Raw genomic sequence first — 20,763 nt, 5'->3', positions numbered from 1 at the left:
GATGGTATGTACGATTTGTTTGAGTTCTACATTGACGGCGCCTGGGTCAAACCCCACGGCGAAACCGTCGAGACCGTGGTGAACCCGTCCACCGAGCAGGGGGTGGCGCGCATCATCCTGGGCGACGCTCGCGATGTAGACCGTGCGCTCGGCGCAGCCCGGCAGGCTTTTCCGGCGTTCGCCGCGAGTTCGCTCCAGGCACGTATCGACTTGCTGCAGCGCATCATCGAAGCCTACAAACGCCATAGCGAGGCGTTGATCGAGGCGGTTCATCTGGAGATGGGCGCGCCGCTGTCCCTGGCCCGAAACGCTCATGTCCCGGCAGGCCTGGGTCATCTGACGCAGGCGCTGGAAGTGCTGCGCGAGTTCCGCTTCGAACGGCGTCTGGGCCAGACGCTGGTACTGCGTGAGCCTATCGGCGTGTGCGCCTTGATCACCCCCTGGAACTGGCCACTCAATCAACTCACCTGCAAGCTCGCACCCGCCCTGGCGGTGGGCTGCACGGTCGTACTCAAGCCAAGTGAGTGTGCGCCGTTGTCGGCGTATATCATCGCGCAAATCCTGCATGAGGCCGGGGTGCCGAAGGGGGTGTTCAACCTAGTCAACGGTAATGGGCCGGAGGTCGGCGCTGCGCTGGCCAGCCATGCCGAGGTGGACATGGTGTCGTTTACCGGCTCGACCCGCGCCGGCATCGCAGTGGCCAAGGCGGCGGCCGATACAGTGAAGCGCGTGTCCCAGGAACTGGGCGGCAAATCCGCGAACATCCTGCTCGACGATGCCTACTTGCCTAGCGCTGTGCGCCACGGGGTACAGGCGTGCATCCGTAACAGCGGCCAGTCGTGCAATGCGCCAACGCGCCTGCTAGTACCGCGTGCGCAACAACAGGCGGTGGTTGATATCGTCCGGGAAGTGCTGGCGCAGGTGTGCTTCGACGACAGTAACCCGATCTGCGCCGTCGGTCCCGTGGCGAATGCCCTGCAATTCGAACGGGTACAGGCCATGATCGCCCAAGCCATCGCCGAGGGCTCGCGATTGATCGCCGGAGGGCTGGGGCGACCACAAGGGATTGAGCGCGGCTACTACGTGCAACCTACGGTGTTTGCCGACGTCACCCCGGACATGCTGGTGGCGCGGGAAGAAATCTTCGGCCCGGTCCTGGCGATCATGCCGTACGACAGCGAAGCCGAGGCGATAGCCATCGCGAACGACAGCCCTTACGGCTTGTCAGGTTACGTCACCTCGACCAGCCTCGAACGCAGCCGCAGGGTTGCGCGGCAATTGCGCACCGGCATGGTCCATCTCAATGGCGCCCGGGCCGACCAGGCCGCGCCGTTTGGCGGCTATAAGCAGTCGGGTAATGGGCGCGAGTGGGGGGAGATGGGGTTTGAAGAATACCTGGAGAGCAAGTCGCTGTTTGGGTATTGACGGCTTCAGAGGTGCGCGATGGGGCGACAGATAAATCAACGACCGCCTTTTCGCGCGGGTTGGCGCTTATATGAAGTCATAACTGATCTGTGGATAATCTGCTTTCGGCCAGAAGCGGTAACTCGCAGTCTCTTTGGGGCAATTGTGTCGAATTGAACCACCGAAGCTTCATCGTCCTTTCTCTTAAGGATCTCTAATGACAAACCAACGGGCGAAAGCTGCCTCCTAGAATACGGAGCATCGCCATTAGCAATCAGGGGGAGAAGATGAACGAAGAATTCAGCTACGTCTGGTTGCTGCCGCTGCTTGAAAAACCTTTCGAAACAGCTGCACTCGATCTGCCAGATACGGTAGGAGCCCTTAGCGGGAAATATACACTGCCTGCCGGTATAGCTTTGCAGCCGCTGGTGATCACAGCCTTGACGTCGCATTCCGAATATTGGTCGGGGCTGGCGCTTAAATGGCTGGAGGATGGCTTTCCGATAGACGTTGAGCTGACCACGCTCTTGGCTCATTGCACCGAGGACCAAACGTTATCCCAGTCTCGCCGTCATAGGGCACGTAGGCTCGTTGGCCGGAAAAAATCAGAAAGCTGAATCCTATGCCTGGTTGTTATTGGTCAGAAGCAGCCCGTCGCGATCAGAAGCGTTTGACGACAACGCGTCGCTCTCGCACTCTGTTTTGCCCCCTATTTCTTCACTAGGCTTCCCTATGTCATTCACGACCGTAGTACTGCTCGACTCCTGGCCACAGCCAAGTACGTCGCCCGAACCCGTCGTGTTCGCCACGGACACGCAGCTATGTTTACGGTATTGCACCGCTGGGGACGAAATAGCGGTAATCCATTTTCCCCTAGTTAAAAAAATTCAATTCGGTTCACCAAACGACGAAGCTTTGGGCGGTCATGCGCTTATTGGACTTGGACTCAAGCATTACCAAATTCATCGAATAGATAATTCGCCTTGGCTAGCAGAGCTTGAGCAGAGAAACGCCATTCATCCGCGACACGATAAACAGCGGTTTATAAAAGATGCCATCCATTATGTCTTTACGTTTCAGGACTCTACCTTGGAATGCATCGTAATTGAGGGGCAATTCTGGCATCCAAAAATACAAGTCTTTACCTCGGAGCAGAAGGCAAGGGACGTCTGGCGCGAATTGATAAATGACGTGGGCGCATGAACCCAATAGTCATGAGTGGATGACCGCTCTGGGTCGAAAGTTGACTTTCCTCACCGGCTGCTTCTGGCCGAAAGCAGCCTCTGGGATGGCGATTTTCGACCCGAAGCGGACTTTTAAATTTCGTCGTCGAAACTTGGTTTTACGAGCAATAGTTCGTAAGTCAAATCTACTTCATGAAATGTGGCGCACCATTCTTGAAAGCCTGGCCGGTGCTCACACAATAGACGGACGATGAGTCCGGACTCCGTGCTAAAAGTTTCATTAACGACTGCAATATCTCCAGGCGCCGCATCACGAGCATTTATCCAGTCAACATATAGGGCCTTCGTAGAATCGACGTAGGTCAATTTGATGATATCGCCTTTGATAAGTGTCATGGCTGTGGTTAATACTCATATAGATTCACGGAGGAACCTTGTTCGAATGACCGCTTCTGGCCAGAAGCAGGTAAACGTTCGGGCAATACACGCCGCTCACCGGTTTTATATTTTGATCAAGGTGACGTGCTCGCCTAATTTAAACGTACTGTGCCTCAGAAGAATCATACCGTTTGACAAACCGGCGCTCGTCGACCGCGTAACCTTGCTGCTGATAAAAAGTGTGAGCCTGTATTCGGTGGTCACTGCTAGTCACCTCAGCCCGGACGCAAAGTTGCTCTATAAAAAACGCGTCAGCAGCGGAAACCAGCATTGCCCCGACGCCTTGTCCTCGGAAATCGTCATCAATGACAAGGGAGGTAATGCGTCCGAGCCTACCCGGCTGATGAAACAGTTCAAGTACGTGTAAGCTCATGACGCCGATAATGTTTTTACCGTCTTGTGCCAGCAGCACGGTATCCCGAGCGCTAAGTTCCAAAGCCTCAAGCTTATCCCGGATTAGCTTTGGCGAGGCTTGGTAGCCTAACTGGCCTAGGAGTTTGGACACCGATTCTGCATCGGTCAGTAAGGCTTTTCGAACTTTCATATCGTTCTCAACTGGGTATTGCACACCATTGTATTCGACCTGACCTGTCGCTTGCATCGGACTTGACCAGCACACTGGGTGGCTGAGACCGGCAGAAAGCGACCCGAGCGGACAGTGCTATTTATTTGGAGGCCCTCGCGTCAGGGGCGATGCGGTCCTGTAACGGGCGCTTCCAAGCATCCGTAGTTCTATCAGCTTTCAACCTGCGCAGGGAGTCGTCAACCGATGACCATAGCAAATTGGGGGAAAAGGAGATGAATTTATTGCTTGGAATAGTTCCGTCCCCGTATCGGTCCCGCGCAAGTGTCCTACGACTTCTTTCGCCTAATTAATGTGCGCCTCGCTAGGGCGCTTTCTCACCTTAGCCGACATTTTTATGCTGTCCATGTTCCTGCTCAAAAAGTTTAAGTTATATGTTATCTAAATATATATTTCGAAAGGTTATAGGTTGCTATCGGTCTGGTAGTACCCTCTTGTCCGTTTGTTTTGTGTGGAAAAGGCGGGTGGCGGGTGTTGAGAGAGTCCATCAGCGTGTGTTTTATTTATTCTATGGTTGTATTTATTTTTTATGGTGGACAATCCAATACCTTGCGCTAGCCTGAGAATTCTCCTCTAGAGGAGAGATCAATTAATCAAAGGAATGAACCAATGAATAAGCCAGAATCCAACCCGCAGTTGAAGCACGGTCGTGTCATTTCCCCTCCTAGTCGTTCTGCTATTGCTACAGACGAGGGCCTTATTCTTGACTGGCATGCTAATGCAATGGAAGGAGGTAAGAACTTCCCATCATTGACGGCTGGGCCATTCCCAATACCTTATGAGAGTGACGTCGCGAGCCTGGTACCACCGGCGGATGGTTATATCCTCAGTGGTGGCCAGACGGATGAACGCGACTGCGTTAACTTCACCGACGAGGAAATGAGCAAAAAACTAAATCGCCCATTTACCTGGCCTCTATTGAATGTCGAACCGGGCCAGGCGTTTCATGTAAGATGGGTATACACCATGCCTCACGTGACTCGGGGTTTTAGCTGGTTTATTACTAAGGATGGCTGGGATCCTGAAAAGCGTATCAGCCGCGCTCAGCTTGAGCCAAAGTCTTTCTATGATGATTTTTATACCCAGGTTCCCTTCTACGAATATACCGACGAATTGAAGGCGAAGGTTGAACATGAAGTGAAGCTGCCAATGGGTAAGCAAGGTCATCATGTTATTGTCCTGCTGTGGGTTGTTGCTGATACGGGTAATGCGTTCTATCAGGCGTTTGATGTGAACTTTAAATAAAGTCGGGCTATGTACGGCCCCTAGTACAGTTCTGAAGGAATAGAACAATGACCAAGATTGATTTTTCTTTGCTGAAGTCCAAAGTAAGTGATTCAGCCACCTTGATGCCTAGCATTGCCAATAGAAAAATTCTGATGGGTTTTTGGCATAACTGGCCGGCCGGTCATAGTGACGGCTATCAAGGTGGGCAGTTCGCCAATCTAGATCTGGTGGATGTACCCAAGGACTACAATGTTGTTGCTGTGGCTTTTATGAAAGGCCGGGGCATTCCTACTTTCAAACCCTATAACCTCTCCGACGACGAGTTTCGCCGTCAGGTTGGCGTGCTGAACAGTCAGGGAAGGGCTGTGTTGATCTCGTTGGGTGGCGCCGATGCTCATATCGAGTTGCACAAAGGGGATGAACAACCTCTGGCGAATGAGATCATCCGGTTGGTTGAAGTCTACGGCTTCGATGGGTTGGATATCGACCTTGAGCAAAGCGCCATTGATGTCGCTGACAACATGACGGTACTGCCTGCAGCCTTGAAACTGGTGAAGGATCACTACAAGGGCGAAGAGAAACATTTCATCATCAGCATGGCACCTGAGTTTCCCTATCTCAGAACGGGCGGCAAGTACGTTGGCTACATTCAGGCCCTTGAGGGGTACTACGACTTCATCGCGCCTCAGTATTACAACCAAGGTGGCGATGGGATCTGGGTTCAGGAGGCCAACGGTGGTCAAGGTGCCTGGATTGCGCAGAACAATGATGAGATGAAAGAGGATTTCCTCTACTACCTGACCGAAAGCCTGGTAACGGGCACTCGGGACTACATCGCCATCCCAGCAGATAAATTTGTCATTGGCTTACCGGCCAACAATGATGCCGCGGCCACTGGCTATGTGATTGATCCTGCGGCAGTGGTAAATGCATTCAAGCGTCTCGACGCTGCCGGCCATTCCATCAAAGGGCTGATGACTTGGTCTATCAACTGGGACGATGGCATTACCAGGGACAATGTTTCCTATAACTGGGAGTTCTACAATCGTTACGCCCCGTTGATTCACGGCGAGTCGGAGCCTGGTGACCGGCCGACGGCTCCCGCAAACCTGTCCGCCAGGGACGTAACCGAGACGGGTATGACCTTGAGTTGGGGGGCTTCAAGCGGCCCTCGTCCGATCGAGACATACACGTTGTACCGAAATGGGGCTGTGATAGGCCGTTCGGCGTCTTTAACGCTGACAGACTCAGGCTTAACGCCGAACACCCAGTACAGCTACTTTGTCACGGCAACAGACTCTCAGGGAAATGAGTCGCTTCCGAGCAAGAGCCTGAGCGTTCGAACTGCTGGAGACATCACCGATCCAGAGTTCCCCGAGTGGCAGTTGAACTATCGGTATCGCAAGGAGGATGGCGTGACTTACGAAGGTAATAATTACGTGTGCCTGCAAGAGCACGTATCAAACTCAGGCTGGACACCACCAGTTGCCTTTACCCTGTGGTCGAAGGTCGCAATCAAACGGCGTGCTTAGAACGCTATGCAAAGCCCGGCTGAAATGCCGGGCTTTTCTCTGCCTTCGAAAAAAAGATTCTCCGGATTTTGGAATCATGGCTTTGTGTAGGTCATGTTGCAGGAGGAAAGCACCACCGTATCGCTGGTGATTTCAGAGCGGAATGCAATACGGGCGTCGGCCTTGGCAGGCTTCGCAGTAGCACCCATCCCACTGATTCAGCTGGGGCAAGGATAGGCGGTTATTGGGGCAGAACAAGGGTTGCCGGATTTGCCGGATGCGTAATGCCGGCTGTTCACCTCGCCTGATGCGGATCAGACGGTAGTGGCAGCGGTCACTCAGCTCATTGTGAAGTATTGCTCCAAGCGCAGGGCTTGATTGTCATTTCAAAAGGGGCTGCTTGAATATCTCGGGTAGCGACCTCAATGGCGACTAACAGCCCCCCTCACATCATCGTCATACCACCGCAGTTGCAATCGTTCTGGAGCGCCAGGCAAAGGCCAACACCATCAGCAGCCCCAACCCCGCCATTGCCGCCCCGGCCAGGGAAATCGCCGGATAACCCAACCCCGCTTTGATCACCGCTCCGCCCAGCGCCGCACCAATCGCGTTGCCGAGATTGAAGGCACCGATGTTCACCGCCGAGGCCAGATTGGGCGCGTCCTTGGCAGCTTCCATGACGCGCATCTGTAGCGGCGGCACCAGGGCGAAGCTGGCGATACCCCATATCAGGATGGCAACGGCAGCCGGCAGCGGCCAACGCATCAGTGCGGTGAACGCCAGCAAGACGAGAATCAACACGCTCAGTGAAACGATCAGAGTACGGTCTATCGAACGATCGGCGGCCTTGCCGCCCCACATGTTGCCCAGCGTCAACCCCACACCGAACAGCACCAGCATGGCGGTGATGTACGCGGTGGACGCATGGGTCTCGCTGCTGAGGATCGGCGCGATGTAGGTGAAGACGGTAAACATCGCACCGGAGCCTACTACGGTCAGGGCCAACGCCCCCAGCACCGGACCACGGCCCAGTACCCGAACTTCGGCCAGTACACCGACGCTTTGCGGCGCCGGCAGGTTGGGCAGGGCGAACCACAACGCGGCCATGGTCAACACGCCGAGTCCGGTAATCCCCCAGAATGCGGTGCGCCAGCCGAACAGTTCACCAAACCAGGCGGCCAGCGGCACACCGCCGATGGTCGCCAGGGTCAGCCCCATGAACATGGCCGCAACCGCACCGGCACGTTTCTCTGGGGCGACCACGCTGGCGGCGACGATGGAGCCAACGCCAAAGAACGCACCGTGGTTCAGTGAGGTCACCACCCTGGCGACCATGAGGCTGTAGTAATCGGTAGCCAAGGCTGACATCAGGTTACCCAGGGTGAAAATCGCCATGAGTCCGATCAGCAGATAGCGCCGGGGGACCCTGCCGGTGGTCAGGGTCATCAGCGGCGCGCCAAGCAGTACGCCCAGGGCGTAAGCACTGACCAACAGACCTGCGGCGGGAATGGAAACGCCGAGATCAGCAGCGATGCCCGGCAACATGCCCATGGGGGCGAATTCAGTAACGCCGATGCCAAAGGCACCAATGGCGAGTGCGACAAGTGGTGGATTGATACGCATGGAAGGCTCCTTATCTATGCCGTCAATGCTACGATCCAACCTTTTCAGGCGGTAGATAGCGTTTTTGGTAATCACCTTTGCGTAAGAGGCACAAATGGACTTCAATGGCAGGTCAGGTGAAATGGACGTGTTCGTCACCGTGGCACAGGAGGGCAGCCTGTCGGCCGCCGCGCGTGCACTGGGGCTGACGCCCTCGGCGGTCAGCCGGATCATCGCGCGGACCGAACAACGTCTTGGCACCCGCCTGCTGTTGCGCACCACCCGAGCGATCACCTTCACCGCCGAGGGCGAGGCGTTCCTGCGCGGCGCCCGACGTATCCTGGCCGACATGGCCGAGGTAGAAGAAGCCATCGCCGACCAGGGCGTACCCAGAGGCCGCTTGCGGGTCAGCGCTGCCCTTGGCCATGGACGGCTGGCCATCGTTCCCTTGGTGGCAGCATTCAGCGCCCGTTACCCGAACATCGTCGTCGACCTCACCCTCGGCGACGAAGTGGTCGACATTCTCGGCGGCCAGGCCGACGTGGCGGTACGCTTCGGCCACCTGCCCGACAGCCCGCTGACCGCGCGCAGGATCGGCGACACCGGACAGGTAGTGGTGGCGTCGCCCGAATATCTGCAGCGCCACGGCCACCCCCAGGAACCGGAAGACCTGCTACGGCACAACTGCCTACGCTTCAACTTCCGACGTGCCGAACCCAACTGGCCGTTCATCCGCGACGGCAGAGAGTTTTCCCTGAAGGTCAGCGGCAACATCGAATGCAGCAGTGGTGAAGCCCTGGCACAATTCGCGCGAGTAGGTGCCGGCATTGCGCGCATCGGCGAGTTCACCGTGAGCGAGGACCTGCAGCGCGGCGACCTGATACCACTGCTGGAAGCCTGGAACCCCGGCGACCGGGAACCGATTCATGCGGTGTTCGTAGGGGGCTCGGCAATGCCGGCGCGGGTGCGGCTGTTTGTGGATTTTTTGCTGGAGCATCATCGGATGTGAGAGGGGCAGTTGATTCTTGCGATGTGGTGAGGCAGGTCGCATTAAGCAAGTAGTCATGTGCTATCGGTGGGTGGGCTGCGTCATTGGAGCAATCGGGAGCCATAGTCGATTTCGGCCAAAAGCGGACAGTCTCACTGGGACTGGGCTGGTATCCCTGAGGCTCGAAAGCATCTATGAAACTCGGGGCGATTCAGTGTCCGGGAATTGTTGACCACTACAGTTGGCCTCGATACTCAAATTGCTCGTGTGTCTTAATCTCTGATCGATCTTCGAACCATGAGCGGGCTATTGACGCAGTAGACGCCATTGAGTGGCGAAATACCTCTGCCGAGATTGGCATGATAAAAGCTCTAACGTTGAAATAAACGGCGTTGCGTAGCAACGTCCGGCGCCGAAGGCGCGAACTTGATTGGCATGTTATGCATTTTTGCTGCTCGACGTAAGCATTACAAGCTGGCCTGCATATGCTGCTTTTGAAACCTTTGAAATGAAGTTAGGGCCAACGCCCTCAGCAAGAAATTCTATTTCTTGAAATTCTTCGCTTACGACGGTGGCTCGCAATGATTCTGTGATTTCTGAAGAGAGCGCAAGCCAGCTTGTGGCGACATGCGATTGGCTGCAAGAGATGCAGCGCAAAAAATAACTGCCATGCTGAACGAATGCCCTTATATTTGAAGACGTGCAAAACTCACATTTTAATTCGATACTTCGCTCAGACATTGAAAGTCCCCTGTAATGCATGACGTGGAATTAAGGGGCGCGCTGAAAGCGCGTCCCGGCGAGCGTGCTTGAATGCCTTGCTATGCATTCCTTCACCGAGTAACCGGGAAGACAAATGGCTTTTCTTGAGTTAAATTTATTTCGTTTGGCTTGTATTTAAACCTAATATCACTACAACTAAATTGTCAAATTAGATTTTTTACTTCAATATCACTTAGCTCGTAATTCCAAGGCTGAATTATAGAGCCGCCCCTAACTTTATCGAAACCATACTTTTGCCCCAAGGCTACGGTGATAGTATTTTCAATCTCTGTAACCCAGAAACAATCGCCAATTGATCTAAAAGCCGTATGTAAATGAGTTGCTTTTCTCTTTCCCGTGAGGCCGCTCTCCATATATCCGACAGCGCCCTTTTTCTTTAATGTAGAGTAAGGGCTTTTCTTACCATGGCTTCGCAACCTTGATCTCAACCCCTTAGCTGTGCCCACGTACCATGAGTTCAGTTCAAGCTTCAAAATATAGATATACCAATTTCTAATTTCTTCACTCATTTTCCGGAATCAAATTGTGCATAACGATTAAAGCTAATTTGTCTGAGACAGTACTCGATTCGCACTGAGCGTGTCTATTGCAAGTGGGTTACGCCGCACGACAGGAATAGGTCTGCTGAGGTCGAAGCGTCTCATGCAGGTGTCTACCGGAGCGAGGAGTAGCCCAAAACGTCCGCTTTTGGCCGATTGCTGCCTCTTGCGAATGGCTGCAGTCGACCCTTAGTGGACGTTGTCACTGCACCCAGCGTCTAGTAAAAAGGTTATCTCCAGTTCGAGGCACTGAAACGAATTTATGACTAATGACTATGGTCAACGCGTTTGTAATCGGTGCGGCGAATCAATTACTGCTTACTGTCCTTCAATTGAAACGCTAGCGATCATCGGGGTTTTCCACGAGAAGGGTGATCAGGCAGTAGTAGATGAGATAGTCCGCCGAGAAAATACTGAGCCGGAGGTCGTCTGGGAATATTTCCGCCATCGGATGAGGCCTCTGTGCGAGCAAAAAATTACCCGATGCTCATTTTGCGGAGGGCAGTTGAGGACATGGCGTGCGCGTCAATGCATGCACTGTTTTAGGGACTGGCACTGACGCACAGTGATTATCGAGCTGAATTTTCAGATTCTTAGCCGCATTCTGACGATTTCTGAATGACCGCTCCTGGCCGATCTCTGCCGGCAGGGACCTTTAAACTAGGTGGCCAGATTTGAGGCGCGGTGCAGATACCACCTCTAATTACGTAAAACGGGCGCTTTTAGGCGCCCGTAGTTCCATCAGCTTTCGACCTGCGCCTGAAGTCGCCTACCAATCACCTCCAGCAAATCACAGCCATCACGCAACGGAATCACCAGAAGCTGTGCGAAGTCCGAAAGCACCACTGTATCGCTGGTGATTTCAGAACGAAACGCGATGTTCTCCAGTACCTGAGTCACCACACGTATGCGGTAATCAGCCGTTGCATGCAGGACGTCAAGCGGGGCTTGGGTGTCGATTAGCAGGGAAGCGGGAGTGCAGTCGATGCCGGTGATGGGGATGTATCTTTCCATGGGATTGCTCCGATCAGGTTAATGGGCTGATCCGATCCTCAGGTCGCCAAACCTGATCGCTATTGAGCGATGGGCATCACTATAGATTTTGTCGGATTGGGTGGGGAAGGTGACGGCTTCCTAAAGCTTCGTAGGAGTTGCGATCGTTTTTTGCCGGAGGGATCTGACATCGCCGGCCCGACTGATTCAAAACCATCGACAGGCAGGGTGTGAGCTTTAGGACTGCTTCGCAGTCCAGCGGGGATAAATCCCCTCGCCACAGGGAGAGTGCTGCAACTAGCCTTCGAACTCCGTTTGCAGCATCGCCAAAAACGCCTCCCTGGCAGGATGCTTCCCAGCGTTTTCATGCCAGTAAAAAAGGTTATCGATCCCCGTCAGCTCAGAAAACTCATACCCCGTCCAACCAGCCCCCTGACGGTATTGCTCATAGATCCCCCGAGGCACCAGCGACACACCAGCCCCCGCACTGACACAACCAACAATGGCGCCATAACTGGCGATGCTGGTGATCGGTTGCACCTGACCATGACGCAGCAGCCACTGCTCCAGGGCCAAGCGGTACGGACAGCCCGTGGGCCACATGAAGATCGCCTTGCCTTGCAGATCTTCAGCGCTGCGCAACGGGCCGTGGGACTCGGAGGCGATGAGCACCAAGTCCTCGCGGTACATCACCGCTCGTTTGAGTCCAGGCCGTTCGATGTCCACCGCTACGATCACGCCGTCGAGCCGGTGATGTTGGATATCGTCCAGCAACTGCGCCCAGGTGCCGGTGCTCAGTTCCAGCGACACCTGCGGATACTGCGCGTGGTATTTGGCGAGCAATTGAGGCAGACGCCCGGTGGCGCTGGACTCGATCGCGCCTATGCGCAGTGGGCCGCTCGGTGCGCGGGTGGGGGCGACTGCGCGGCGGGCTTCTTCCGTCAGGCTCAGTATTTTTGTCGCGTATTCCAGAAACACTTCGCCCGCCGGGCTGACCCGCAGCCCGCGACCTTCGCGGAAAAACAGCGGCGTGCCGAGTTCCCGCTCCAGGGACTTGAGGCGCGCGGTGATGTTGGACGGCACGCAGTGCAGCACTTCGGCGGCGCGGGCGATGCTGCCGGTGTCGCAGACCGTCTTGAGCATGCGCAGTTGGGACAGTTCCATAGCTCACCAAAAGTGAATGATTGATAGAGTTTAAGTCACTTGTGCTGAGGTTGGGTGGTTTCGATACTTCGAGGTAAATCAGCCAGACGCTCAGTGAGCAGGAACTCTCGATGGAAATGCGTTGTGTGCCGTTTGAAGGTTCTTCCAGCAAACCTGGTGCGAAAATTTTCCTGGCGACGATGTTCGTGATTCTTTGCTGGGCCTATTCGCCGATTGGCATTCGCATCGGCTTGCAGGCTTACGAGCCCGGTCAACTAGCGTTGATGCGGTTTCTCATTGCTTCGGCGTTCATGGCTTTTGTCGCGATGGTGAAGGGCATTTCCCTGCCGCGTATCAGGGATCTGCCATTGCTAGCGGTGTTGGGTTTCTTTGCCGTCAGCCTGCACCACATTGCCCTTAACTACGGCCAACGGGGCGTCAGCGCTGGGGCGGCCAGTGTGCTGGCCCAGTCCACGCCGTTGTTCAGCACGTTGCTGGCGCATTTTGTCTTCAAGGACAGAGTCAGCGGTTGGCAGTGGGGTTGTGTGCTGTGCGGCTTGCTTGGCGCCGGCGTGGTGGTTGCGGGGGATCGTGGCTTGGGTGACATGGACGCCCGTGGACTATTGATCCTGTTGGCGGCGCTGTCCTGGAGCCTGTATTTCACTTTGCAAAAGCGCCACTCCCATCGCTATGACGGATTGACCCTGGTTTGTTACACCGTCTGGTCGGGCACGATCCTGTTGTTCATTTTCGCGCCAGGAATGTCGAGCTCGGCGCGACAGGCTCCGGTTTCGGTGAATCTGGCGATGTTGGTTCTCGGTATTTTCCCCAGCGCGCTGGCGTACCTCGCTTGGGCTTACGTGCTGGCGCACAGCAACGTGAGCCGTGCCTCCATGGCGCTTTACCTGATACCGCCCACGGCGATGTTGATGGCTTCTTTGGTGCTGGCCGAGCGGCCGTCAATGATGGTTATTGTTGGGGCGGTGATTGTGTTGATGAGCGTGTTGGCGTTGAGTCTTGAGCCGGGGAGTGGGGCAAAAGTTGGTTGATTCTGTCGTGTATATGGGCAATGACGTTGGATGTTGTCGCCACACGGAGTGCCACGAAACCCTGTCCTACGGACAGGTGATCACTTTGGGGAAAGTCGAGGAAGTCTCTGACAACTTTTTAGGGTTGGCCTTCGGAAGTACCGCACTTACGATCTGGCGTTGCCTCGGTGCTCCGTGTGGTATCCGGCATGCTCAGCTTCGTTTTATATCGTGAGGACAGATCGATGCCTGAAATCCCATATGCCAAGGCCTTGGAGCACGCCGCCAATGTTTTCGGCTGCCCGGCGCACTATTTCTTGACCGGGTAATCCTGCCCCCACACCCGTACCGTGCTGACCGCTTCGTTCATGCCTTCAAAAACAAACTTCTGCCGCACAGCCGTCTTCGGCGGAACGGTGACTTCATCCGGGTTGTCCAGGCCGGTGAGGCGGTTGGAGTAACCCGCCTGGTCAATGGCCAGCAGCACGCCGGTCTGGCCGAGGTTCACAAGGCGCAGTTGGGTGTCGGTGCTGTTCTTGAAACCGAGGGTAATGCTGACGTTGTCGTCGCTGGGTTCCAGTTTCAACACCTCGATTGCGATGCGATCTTTCATTTGCTCGCCAGACGAAATGATCGCCGCGCCATCGGTGCCCTGGGCCGACTCGCGGCCATCGAGCACGCCCTCGCTGACCCCGCCCAGCAGGTTCTTGCCGGCGGTGATGAACGTTGAAACTGCGGCTTTGGTCGAGTCCTTGATGAGGCTGCCGTCGGTTGGCTCGCCTTCGGCGAAGCACATTGAGCTGAGCAAGAGGCTGGAGACGAGGAGGGTGGAGCGTGACGGCAGAAGATTCATACCTGAGTCCTTGAGGGGGGCTGCGACATCGCCCGTCAACAGGGCGAACGGCAATGATAGCCGCGATGGTGGGCCGCTAGCGATCTGCTTCCTTGAGTTTTTCCGACATCTTGACCAACGCCGCCAATGAATCTGCCTCCATCTTGCGCATCAAGGCCCCGCGCCGCACTTTCACGGTCACCTCGCTCAAGCCCAACCGGGCGGCCACTTGCTTGTTCAGCAGCCCCGAAACCACCAACCCCATCACATCCCGTTCCCCGTCAGTCAGTCCGGCATAACGGCGTTTCAAGTCGTCGACCAGCGCGGAAGTCTTGCGCCGTTCCCTATCACGGCCCAGGCCCAGGCTGATTGCATCGAGCAGGTCTTGTTCACGGAATGGTTTGGTCAAGAACTCCAGAGCCCCGGCCTTCATGGCTTTTACCGACATGGGAATGTCGCCATGGGCGGTGATGAACACAACCGGGATGCGAATATTCAATCGAGCCATTTCCTGTTGGAAATCCAGCCCGCTCAAACCCGGCATCCGCACATCCAGGATCAGGCACGCCGGGGCATCCGGCAGGTCGGCGTCCATGAACTCGCGGGCCGAGCCGAATGCCCGGCTCGCCAGGCCTACAGAAGCCAGCAGGTCTTGCAGCGATTCGCGCACCGAGCTGTCATCGTCGACGATGTAGATCATCGATTCGGCCAGGTCGTGAACGTCAGTTTGGCTCATCGGATTCCCTGGTGACGGCTGGCAGGGTGAAGTGGAAAGTCGCGCCGGTCTGTGGGTCGCTTGAGGCCCAGAGACGACCGTCATGGGCTTCGATGATTGAACGGCTGATCGCCAACCCCATGCCCATGCCATCCTGCTTAGTGCTGTAGAAGGCCTCGAACACTCGCTCGCGGTCGCTTGACGACAGACCGCTGCCCTGGTCGGAAACCGAAAACAGTAGTTGCTGGCGCGACTCCAGCGCCACATCAAATTGCAGGATCCGGCGCTCGACGTCTACCTGACGCATCGCCTCGACTGCGTTCATCGCCAGGTTGAGGATGACTTGTTGGATTTGCACTTCATCCGCGAGCATCGGTGGCAGGCCTTCCTCGACATGCACGCGCAAGGTGATGCTCTGCTCGTTCAGCTCTCCGGCCAGCAAGCGCAGCGCGGCATTGACCGTGTCGGCCACGTTCAGCCATTGCTTGGTCGGCGCTTGATGCCTGGCCATGCCGCGCAAGCGGGCGATGATTTCGCTGGCCCGATGGGTGTCGGCGATGATTCGCTCCACCGCTTGCTGGGCTTTGGTCAGGTTGGGTGGCTCGGTGGCCATCCAGCGCAGGCAGGCGCTGCCGCTGGTGGCCACCGCGGCCAGTGGCTGGTTGACTTCGTGGGCAATCGAGGCGGCGAGTTCGCCCAACATGTTGATGCGGGCGATGTGCGCCAGGTGGGCGCGGGTCTGATGCACCGTGCGGATCGCGGCCGACAGGCGCAGCGCCAGATACGTGGTGCCAGCGATCGCCGCGAGGCTGATCAAGACGTTGATCAGCCCCGCCTCGGTATCGCCAAAGCGGGTGAGCCGATAACTCAGGATCGTCAATGCCATGCAGAGGAGCGAGACGCCCGCCACCGCCCGTGCCGGCAGGATCCGCACCGCGATCAGGACCACCACGATCTGGAATACGCCCACGGCAATTTCCAGATCGGTGACGGTATCGATCGCGGCAATGCCCAGCGCCAAGCCCAGCAACAGCAGCAGGCGAAGCGTCAACTGGGTTCTTCTCATCGAGTGTTCATCTCGCATTGCTCCAACCACCAGGCGTGATCCATGCAGTTTATACCGCCAAGCCCTCAGGACGGGTTGTCCAGGCTGAACTGATCCGCCACTTCGTCATAGGCAAACAGCTCGGCGTAGCGTCCCCATTGCGTGACGCAATCCAGGGTATTGGCGGCATCGTGTGCGGACATGAAATCTTCCAGTTGATCGCGGAAACGCCTGGCCGGTGCCGTGCGGGTAGGGCGCTCGTCCAGCACCCTGCGGACATGACCCACCAACGGCACGTATCTAAGCAGGTGCTGGGCGAACAGTTGTTTGCGCTCATCCACTGCTGAATCGGCGTAGCGTTGCCCGGCCGGCAGCAGCGTTACATGGCCATCCTGCATGTCGGCCAAACGCATGAGTTGCAGCACTTCGGCGACCGGAAGAAGGCCACTGGCGGTGTAGCGCAACACTTCGGCGAGTTCGCGCAAATCCGCCTGGCCGGCAAACGGCTGAGCCTGCACCGCCTCGATCAGCCCAGCCAGGGCATTGGTGGAAATTGTCGGCAAGACCATGCCCATGCCGGTGCCTGCAAACATGCCCTGGCGGGGAGAACCGACATTCGCGCCCCCGGCCATCTGCACATAGATGTGTTCGACCAGGGCTTGGAAGGCCGGGTCTGCGCGGTTACGCGGCTGACTGAGGTCCACGCTGATTTCCCGCATGACCCGCCCCGGGTTGGAGGAAAAAATCAGGATCCGATCACACATCAGCACGGCTTCTTCGATGTTATGGGTGACCATCAATATCGACTTGATCGGCATCCGTCCCTCGCCCCACAAATCCAGCAGGTCAGTGCGCAGGGTTTCGGCGGTCAATACGTCGAGCGCGGAAAACGGCTCGTCCATCAACAACACATCCGGGGCGACCACCAAGGCCCGGGCCAGGCCGACGCGTTGGCGCATGCCGCCTGACAGTTCTTTCGGGAAAGCGCTTTCGAAACCATCGAGGCCGATCATGTCGATGGCGGCCAAGGCACGACGCCGGCGCTCCGGGGCTGCCACATCCAGGGCCTCCAGGCCGATCTCGACGTTCTGCAGCACGGTCAGCCAGGGAAACAGGGCGAAGCTCTGGAAGACCATGCGCACCGAGCTCGAGACTCCCTGAGCATTGGCCGGAAAATCAACCATGCCGGTGGTGGGCGAAATCAGGCCCGCGATGGAGCGCAGCAGGGTCGACTTCCCAGACCCCGAACGTCCCAGCAGGCCGACGATTTCCCCCTCGTCCAGGCGCATGCAGACATTGTCCAACACCCGTCGATCGGCGCCACCTGTTGTGCCATAGACGTGCCCCAGTTGCTGCACGTCGACGAGGCAAGGTTTGTCTATTACTTGCATTGGTTCATCCTCAATCAATTCGAAGCCGACGCTCGGCAAAACCGTACAGCGGACGCCATAGCAACCGGTTGAAACCCACCACGAAAATCGACATGACCGACACGCCCAGCGCCACCCGCTGCAGATCCCCCGCCGCGGTGGCCTGGGCGATATAGGATCCCAACCCGCAGGCGTAGAGATGCTCGTTGCCCCAGGAAACTGCCTCGGCGACGATGCTGGCGTTCCACGAGCCACCCGCTGCGGTGAGGGCGCCAGTGATGTAGTAGGGGAAAATTCCGGGCAGGGCGAATTGGCGCCACCACTGCCAGCCGCGCACGTGGAAGCTGCGCGCCGCCTCGCGCAAATCGGTGGGCAACGCGCTGGCCCCGGCAATCACATTGAAGAGGATGTACCACTGCGTACCGAGGATCATCAGCGGCGACAGCCAGATATCCGGGTTGAGTTTCAGGGCGACGATGGCGATCACCGCAAACGGAAACAGAACGTTGGCCGGGAACGCCGCCAGCAATTGCGCGACGGGCTGTAAGCGCTCGGCCCAACGTGGGTTCAAGCCGATCCAGACGCCGATGGGCACCCAAAGCACGCTGGCCAGGGCGATCAACACAGTCACGCGCAACAGGGTGGCCAGGCCAAGGCCGAAGGTGTTGATCACGTCCTCCAAACCCAGGGTGCTGCCAATGAAGCGCGACAATTGCAGGATACCGATCATGCAGGCCGCGATGACCAGGGCGGTCCAGATCAAGTCAGATGCACGGCTGAAGCGGGCACTGCTCTTGAACCCGATCCGAGGCAGCCGGGGAAGCTTGTCCAGGAACAACGAAGCCTTGATACCTGCCAGTGTTTGCAGCACCCAGGGCACAAGACGCGTCGAGCGCAACAGGTCGTAAACCCTGGACCGTGGGCGTTTTTGAGAGGCGGTCTGTTCGAAGCGGAATTTGTCCGCCCAGGCGACGATCGGCCGGAAAAATAGCAGGTCATACGCAATGATCACCCCGACCATGGCCAGCACTGCCCAGGCAATCGCGGCAATATTTTGCTGCTCGATCGCCAAGGCCAGCCACGAGCCGATGCCTGGCAAGCTGACGGTTGTGTCGCCCACGGTGATGGCCTCGGAGGCAACCACAAAAAACCAGCCGCCCGACATGGACATCATCATGTTCCACACCAGGCCCGGGGTTGCGAAAGGCAACTCCAGCTTGACGAAGCGTTGCCATGGTGAAAACGAGAACTGTCGGCTGACTTCATAAAGGTCGTGAGGCACGGTTCTCAGTGATTGATAGAAGCTGAAGGTCATGTTCCAGACCTGGCTGGTGAAAATGGCGAAGATTGCCGCGCATTCCACGCCGGTTTCCTTGCCGGGGAAAAGTCCCATGAAGAACACGACGGTAAAGGTGAGAAATCCAAGTACCGGCACGGATTGGAGAATATCCAAGGTGGGCAGGATAACGATTGCCGCCTTGCGACTCTTTGCGGCCAACGTGGCAACGACTACAGAAAAGATAAATGAAGCGAACAAGGCGATGAACATTCGCAGTGTGGTGCGCAGCGTATATTCCGGCAGTTGGGCCAGATCAAGGGATAGCGGCGAAGCGTCAAGGGCGCCGAGGGGTTGGTTCATTTGCTCGAGGCCATAGAATATGAAGCCTGCCAGGAGCACCAGAATGGCAAGTAGCGCGATATCTGCCCACCAGGAACTGTGAGTGAGTTGTTCCGTGTCGCTAAAGGAAGTAAATGCAGGTACTGGAGATGAAGGGCGCATTTATCACCTCTTTACGCTATTGAAACCAGGGCAGTAGGAACATGAAGTTAGCGAGCACTCAACTTGGCGTGTTAAATGCCCGGCAAGATTAAGCTTGGCCTTCGCGGATCGCCACGCTGACTTGGGACAGGAAAATATACTTTGGTATAGGTGAGGGGCAGGTCGCTTTGGTTAAAGGAACTCGTTGTATGGCTGGATCCTTTCGATGGCGCACAAAAGAGCCGCGTGCTGAGGGCTACGCGCTTCGTCTGATCCGTATTTTCCTGTTACACCTGCCGCTGTAATGAACCCCATCCCCACCCCAGAATAGCCACGCGGTTTGCTTATCAGACCGCCTGTGTACTGCAATTTTTTGCTTCAGGAGTGCTCATGGCGAAGATGGCGATTTTTTTGGGCGGTTTTTTGGCACTGACTCTTTTGATTGGCGTGCTGGCGACGATTTCGCCTGTATAGGCGCAAATGGCTGAAGCATCTGTGGCGAGAGGATTTATCTTCGCCACATATCCACTGTGGGAGGTGCTCGGTCCTGACTATTTATGCAAAATCACCTGCGCAATCTCCTGCAATCCCATCACCCGTTGCGCGGCGTTGAGTTTGATCGCTTCCTTGGGCATGCCGAAGACCACGCAGCTGGCTTCGTCCTGGGCCACGGTGGTGCTGCCGGCGTCGAGCATTTCCTTCAGGCCACGGGCGCCGTCGTCGCCCATGCCGGTCATGATGATGCCGGTGGCGTTGCGGCCGGCGAATTTGGCCACTGAGCGGAACAGCACGTCCACCGAAGGGCGGTGGCGGTTGACCAAGGGGCCGTCCACCACTTGCACGTGATAGAACGCGCCGCTGCGGGTCACCATCATGTGTTTGCCGCCGGGCGCGATCAGCGCCAGGCCGGGGTGGATGCGGTCGTTGTTGCGCGCTTCACGTACTTCGATCTGGCACAGGCTGTTGAGCCGGGCGGCGAACGAGGCGGTGAATTTTTCCGGCATGTGCTGGACGATGACGATGCCCGGGCACACGCGCGGCAGGGCGGTCAGCACCGCTTCCAGGGCCTGGGTGCCGCCAGTGGAGGTGCCCAGGGCGACGATGCGTTCGGTGGTCTGCGCCATGGCGTGGCCATTGGCGGCGGGCAGTATGGCGTCAGCGGTGAGTTTGATCGCGGGTGTCAACGGGGCCGGGCGCTTGCCCAGGTTGCGCACGTTGACCTGGGCCGCAGCCCGGATCGCCGCCACCAGTTCCGGGGCCGATTCCAGCAGGAAACTCTTCAAGCCGCTGGTGGGCTTGGTAATGATCTCTACCGCGCCGGCAGCCATCGCCTGCAAGGTGGTCTCCGCGCCTTTGGGCGTCAGCGACGAGCAGATCACCACCGGCGTGGGGCGCTCGCTCATGATTTTTTTCAGAAAGGTGATGCCATCCATGCGCGGCATTTCCACGTCCAGTACGATCACGTCTGGCCATTCCTTGGCCAGTTTGTCCATGGCGAAAATTGGATCGGACGCCGCGCCCATGACATGGATGTCCGGCGTGTCGCTGAGGATTGCCAGTAACACCTGGCGAACCACGGCCGAGTCATCCACCAGCAGTACATTTATCTTTTTTGACAT

General features: G+C 56.8%; 19 protein-coding genes and 1 pseudogene. 8 read left to right on the top strand and 12 right to left on the bottom strand.

All coding sequences use genetic code 11. The annotated features are described in order from the left end of the window. The first annotated feature begins 6 nt into the window (after positions 1 to 6). From ACWNZ1_RS06950 to ACWNZ1_RS06940, 3 genes are all read left to right on the top strand, one after another. The gene (locus tag ACWNZ1_RS06950; RefSeq protein WP_265072974.1) at positions 7 to 1,425 is read left to right on the top strand and encodes an aldehyde dehydrogenase family protein; all 1,419 of its coding nucleotides are present in this window, start codon (positions 7 to 9) and stop codon (positions 1,423 to 1,425) included. A 266-nt stretch (positions 1,426 to 1,691) separates the two neighbouring features. After that, positions 1,692 to 2,021, top strand: coding sequence for a hypothetical protein (locus tag ACWNZ1_RS06945; protein WP_135844874.1), 330 nt, complete (start codon positions 1,692 to 1,694; stop codon positions 2,019 to 2,021). A 115-nt stretch (positions 2,022 to 2,136) separates the two neighbouring features. Next, a complete protein-coding gene (locus ACWNZ1_RS06940; RefSeq protein ID WP_135844875.1) occupies positions 2,137 to 2,607 on the top strand; it encodes a hypothetical protein in 471 nt (156 codons plus the stop codon). Positions 2,608 to 3,123: 516 nt separating this feature from the next. On the opposite strand, the gene ACWNZ1_RS06935 is transcribed toward ACWNZ1_RS06940, so the two are convergent. Then, positions 3,124 to 3,627, bottom strand: coding sequence for a GNAT family N-acetyltransferase (locus ACWNZ1_RS06935; RefSeq protein WP_265072976.1), 504 nt, complete (start codon positions 3,625 to 3,627; stop codon positions 3,124 to 3,126). 591 nt (positions 3,628 to 4,218) lie between these two features. Between ACWNZ1_RS06935 and ACWNZ1_RS06930 the strand changes: the two genes are divergently transcribed. From ACWNZ1_RS06930 to ACWNZ1_RS06920, 3 genes and pseudogenes are all read left to right on the top strand, one after another. Continuing rightward, positions 4,219 to 4,854, top strand: a complete 636-nt coding sequence (locus ACWNZ1_RS06930) for a lytic polysaccharide monooxygenase auxiliary activity family 9 protein (RefSeq protein ID WP_265072977.1) — start codon at positions 4,219 to 4,221, stop codon at positions 4,852 to 4,854. Positions 4,855 to 4,901: 47 nt separating this feature from the next. Further along, positions 4,902 to 6,368, top strand: a complete 1,467-nt coding sequence (locus tag ACWNZ1_RS06925; protein ID WP_280944854.1) for a glycosyl hydrolase family 18 protein — start codon at positions 4,902 to 4,904, stop codon at positions 6,366 to 6,368. A 147-nt stretch (positions 6,369 to 6,515) separates the two neighbouring features. Further along, positions 6,516 to 6,725, top strand: a pseudogene (locus tag ACWNZ1_RS06920) (LysR family transcriptional regulator); the annotation flags it as partial. Positions 6,726 to 6,803: 78 nt separating this feature from the next. Here ACWNZ1_RS06920 and ACWNZ1_RS06915 read toward each other — a convergent pair. Further along, positions 6,804 to 7,970: an MFS transporter gene (locus ACWNZ1_RS06915; RefSeq protein WP_265072979.1), complete on the bottom strand. Its 1,167-nt coding sequence runs from the start codon at positions 7,968 to 7,970 to the stop codon at positions 6,804 to 6,806. A 94-nt stretch (positions 7,971 to 8,064) separates the two neighbouring features. Here ACWNZ1_RS06915 and ACWNZ1_RS06910 point away from each other — a divergent pair, with 94 nt between their 5' ends. Further along, the gene (locus tag ACWNZ1_RS06910; RefSeq protein ID WP_265072980.1) at positions 8,065 to 8,958 is read left to right on the top strand and encodes a LysR family transcriptional regulator; all 894 of its coding nucleotides are present in this window, start codon (positions 8,065 to 8,067) and stop codon (positions 8,956 to 8,958) included. Between the two features lie 417 nt (positions 8,959 to 9,375). Here the strand turns inward: ACWNZ1_RS06910 and ACWNZ1_RS06905 are convergent, their stop codons facing one another. The 4 genes from ACWNZ1_RS06905 to ACWNZ1_RS06890 all read right to left on the bottom strand — a co-directional run bounded on the left by ACWNZ1_RS06905 (position 9,376) and on the right by ACWNZ1_RS06890 (position 12,416). After that, complete coding sequence (locus tag ACWNZ1_RS06905; RefSeq protein ID WP_456027512.1) at positions 9,376 to 9,678, bottom strand: hypothetical protein; 303 nt, start codon at positions 9,676 to 9,678, stop codon at positions 9,376 to 9,378. Between the two features lie 185 nt (positions 9,679 to 9,863). Then, entirely contained in the window at positions 9,864 to 10,229 is a 366-nt protein-coding gene (locus tag ACWNZ1_RS06900) for a GIY-YIG nuclease family protein (protein ID WP_265072981.1), read from the bottom strand. Positions 10,230 to 11,000: 771 nt separating this feature from the next. Further along, positions 11,001 to 11,273, bottom strand: a complete 273-nt coding sequence (locus ACWNZ1_RS06895; RefSeq protein ID WP_041475875.1) for a hypothetical protein — start codon at positions 11,271 to 11,273, stop codon at positions 11,001 to 11,003. Between the two features lie 276 nt (positions 11,274 to 11,549). Then, positions 11,550 to 12,416: a LysR family transcriptional regulator gene (locus ACWNZ1_RS06890; protein ID WP_265072982.1), complete on the bottom strand. Its 867-nt coding sequence runs from the start codon at positions 12,414 to 12,416 to the stop codon at positions 11,550 to 11,552. A gap of 110 nt (positions 12,417 to 12,526) precedes the next feature. On the opposite strand from ACWNZ1_RS06890, the gene ACWNZ1_RS06885 reads away from it, so the two are divergent. After that, positions 12,527 to 13,444, top strand: coding sequence for a DMT family transporter (locus ACWNZ1_RS06885; RefSeq protein ID WP_456027511.1), 918 nt, complete (start codon positions 12,527 to 12,529; stop codon positions 13,442 to 13,444). A gap of 289 nt (positions 13,445 to 13,733) precedes the next feature. Here ACWNZ1_RS06885 and ACWNZ1_RS06880 read toward each other — a convergent pair whose 3' ends face one another. The 6 genes from ACWNZ1_RS06880 to ACWNZ1_RS06855 form a co-directional block, all read right to left on the bottom strand. Continuing rightward, positions 13,734 to 14,276, bottom strand: a complete 543-nt coding sequence (locus ACWNZ1_RS06880; protein WP_256452635.1) for a hypothetical protein — start codon at positions 14,274 to 14,276, stop codon at positions 13,734 to 13,736. A gap of 76 nt (positions 14,277 to 14,352) precedes the next feature. After that, on the bottom strand, positions 14,353 to 14,991 hold the full coding sequence (locus tag ACWNZ1_RS06875) for a response regulator transcription factor (RefSeq protein ID WP_135844891.1): 639 nt from the start codon (positions 14,989 to 14,991) through the stop codon (positions 14,353 to 14,355). Next, the gene (locus tag ACWNZ1_RS06870) at positions 14,978 to 16,054 is read right to left on the bottom strand and encodes a sensor histidine kinase (RefSeq protein ID WP_406550131.1); all 1,077 of its coding nucleotides are present in this window, start codon (positions 16,052 to 16,054) and stop codon (positions 14,978 to 14,980) included. Before ACWNZ1_RS06870 ends, ACWNZ1_RS06875 begins: the two co-directional genes overlap by 14 nt. A gap of 47 nt (positions 16,055 to 16,101) precedes the next feature. After that, complete coding sequence (locus ACWNZ1_RS06865) at positions 16,102 to 17,406, bottom strand: ABC transporter ATP-binding protein (RefSeq protein ID WP_280944860.1); 1,305 nt, start codon at positions 17,404 to 17,406, stop codon at positions 16,102 to 16,104. 10 nt (positions 17,407 to 17,416) lie between these two features. Next, complete coding sequence (locus tag ACWNZ1_RS06860; RefSeq protein ID WP_456027510.1) at positions 17,417 to 19,165, bottom strand: ABC transporter permease; 1,749 nt, start codon at positions 19,163 to 19,165, stop codon at positions 17,417 to 17,419. Positions 19,166 to 19,695: 530 nt separating this feature from the next. Then, positions 19,696 to 20,763, bottom strand: coding sequence for a protein-glutamate methylesterase/protein-glutamine glutaminase (locus tag ACWNZ1_RS06855; RefSeq protein WP_456027509.1), 1,068 nt, complete (start codon positions 20,761 to 20,763; stop codon positions 19,696 to 19,698).

The organism is Pseudomonas sp. CFBP 5748, from assembly GCF_053850495.1.
Note: the sequence above shows the minus strand (reverse complement) of the source record. Positions and strands in the feature narration are given on the sequence as shown.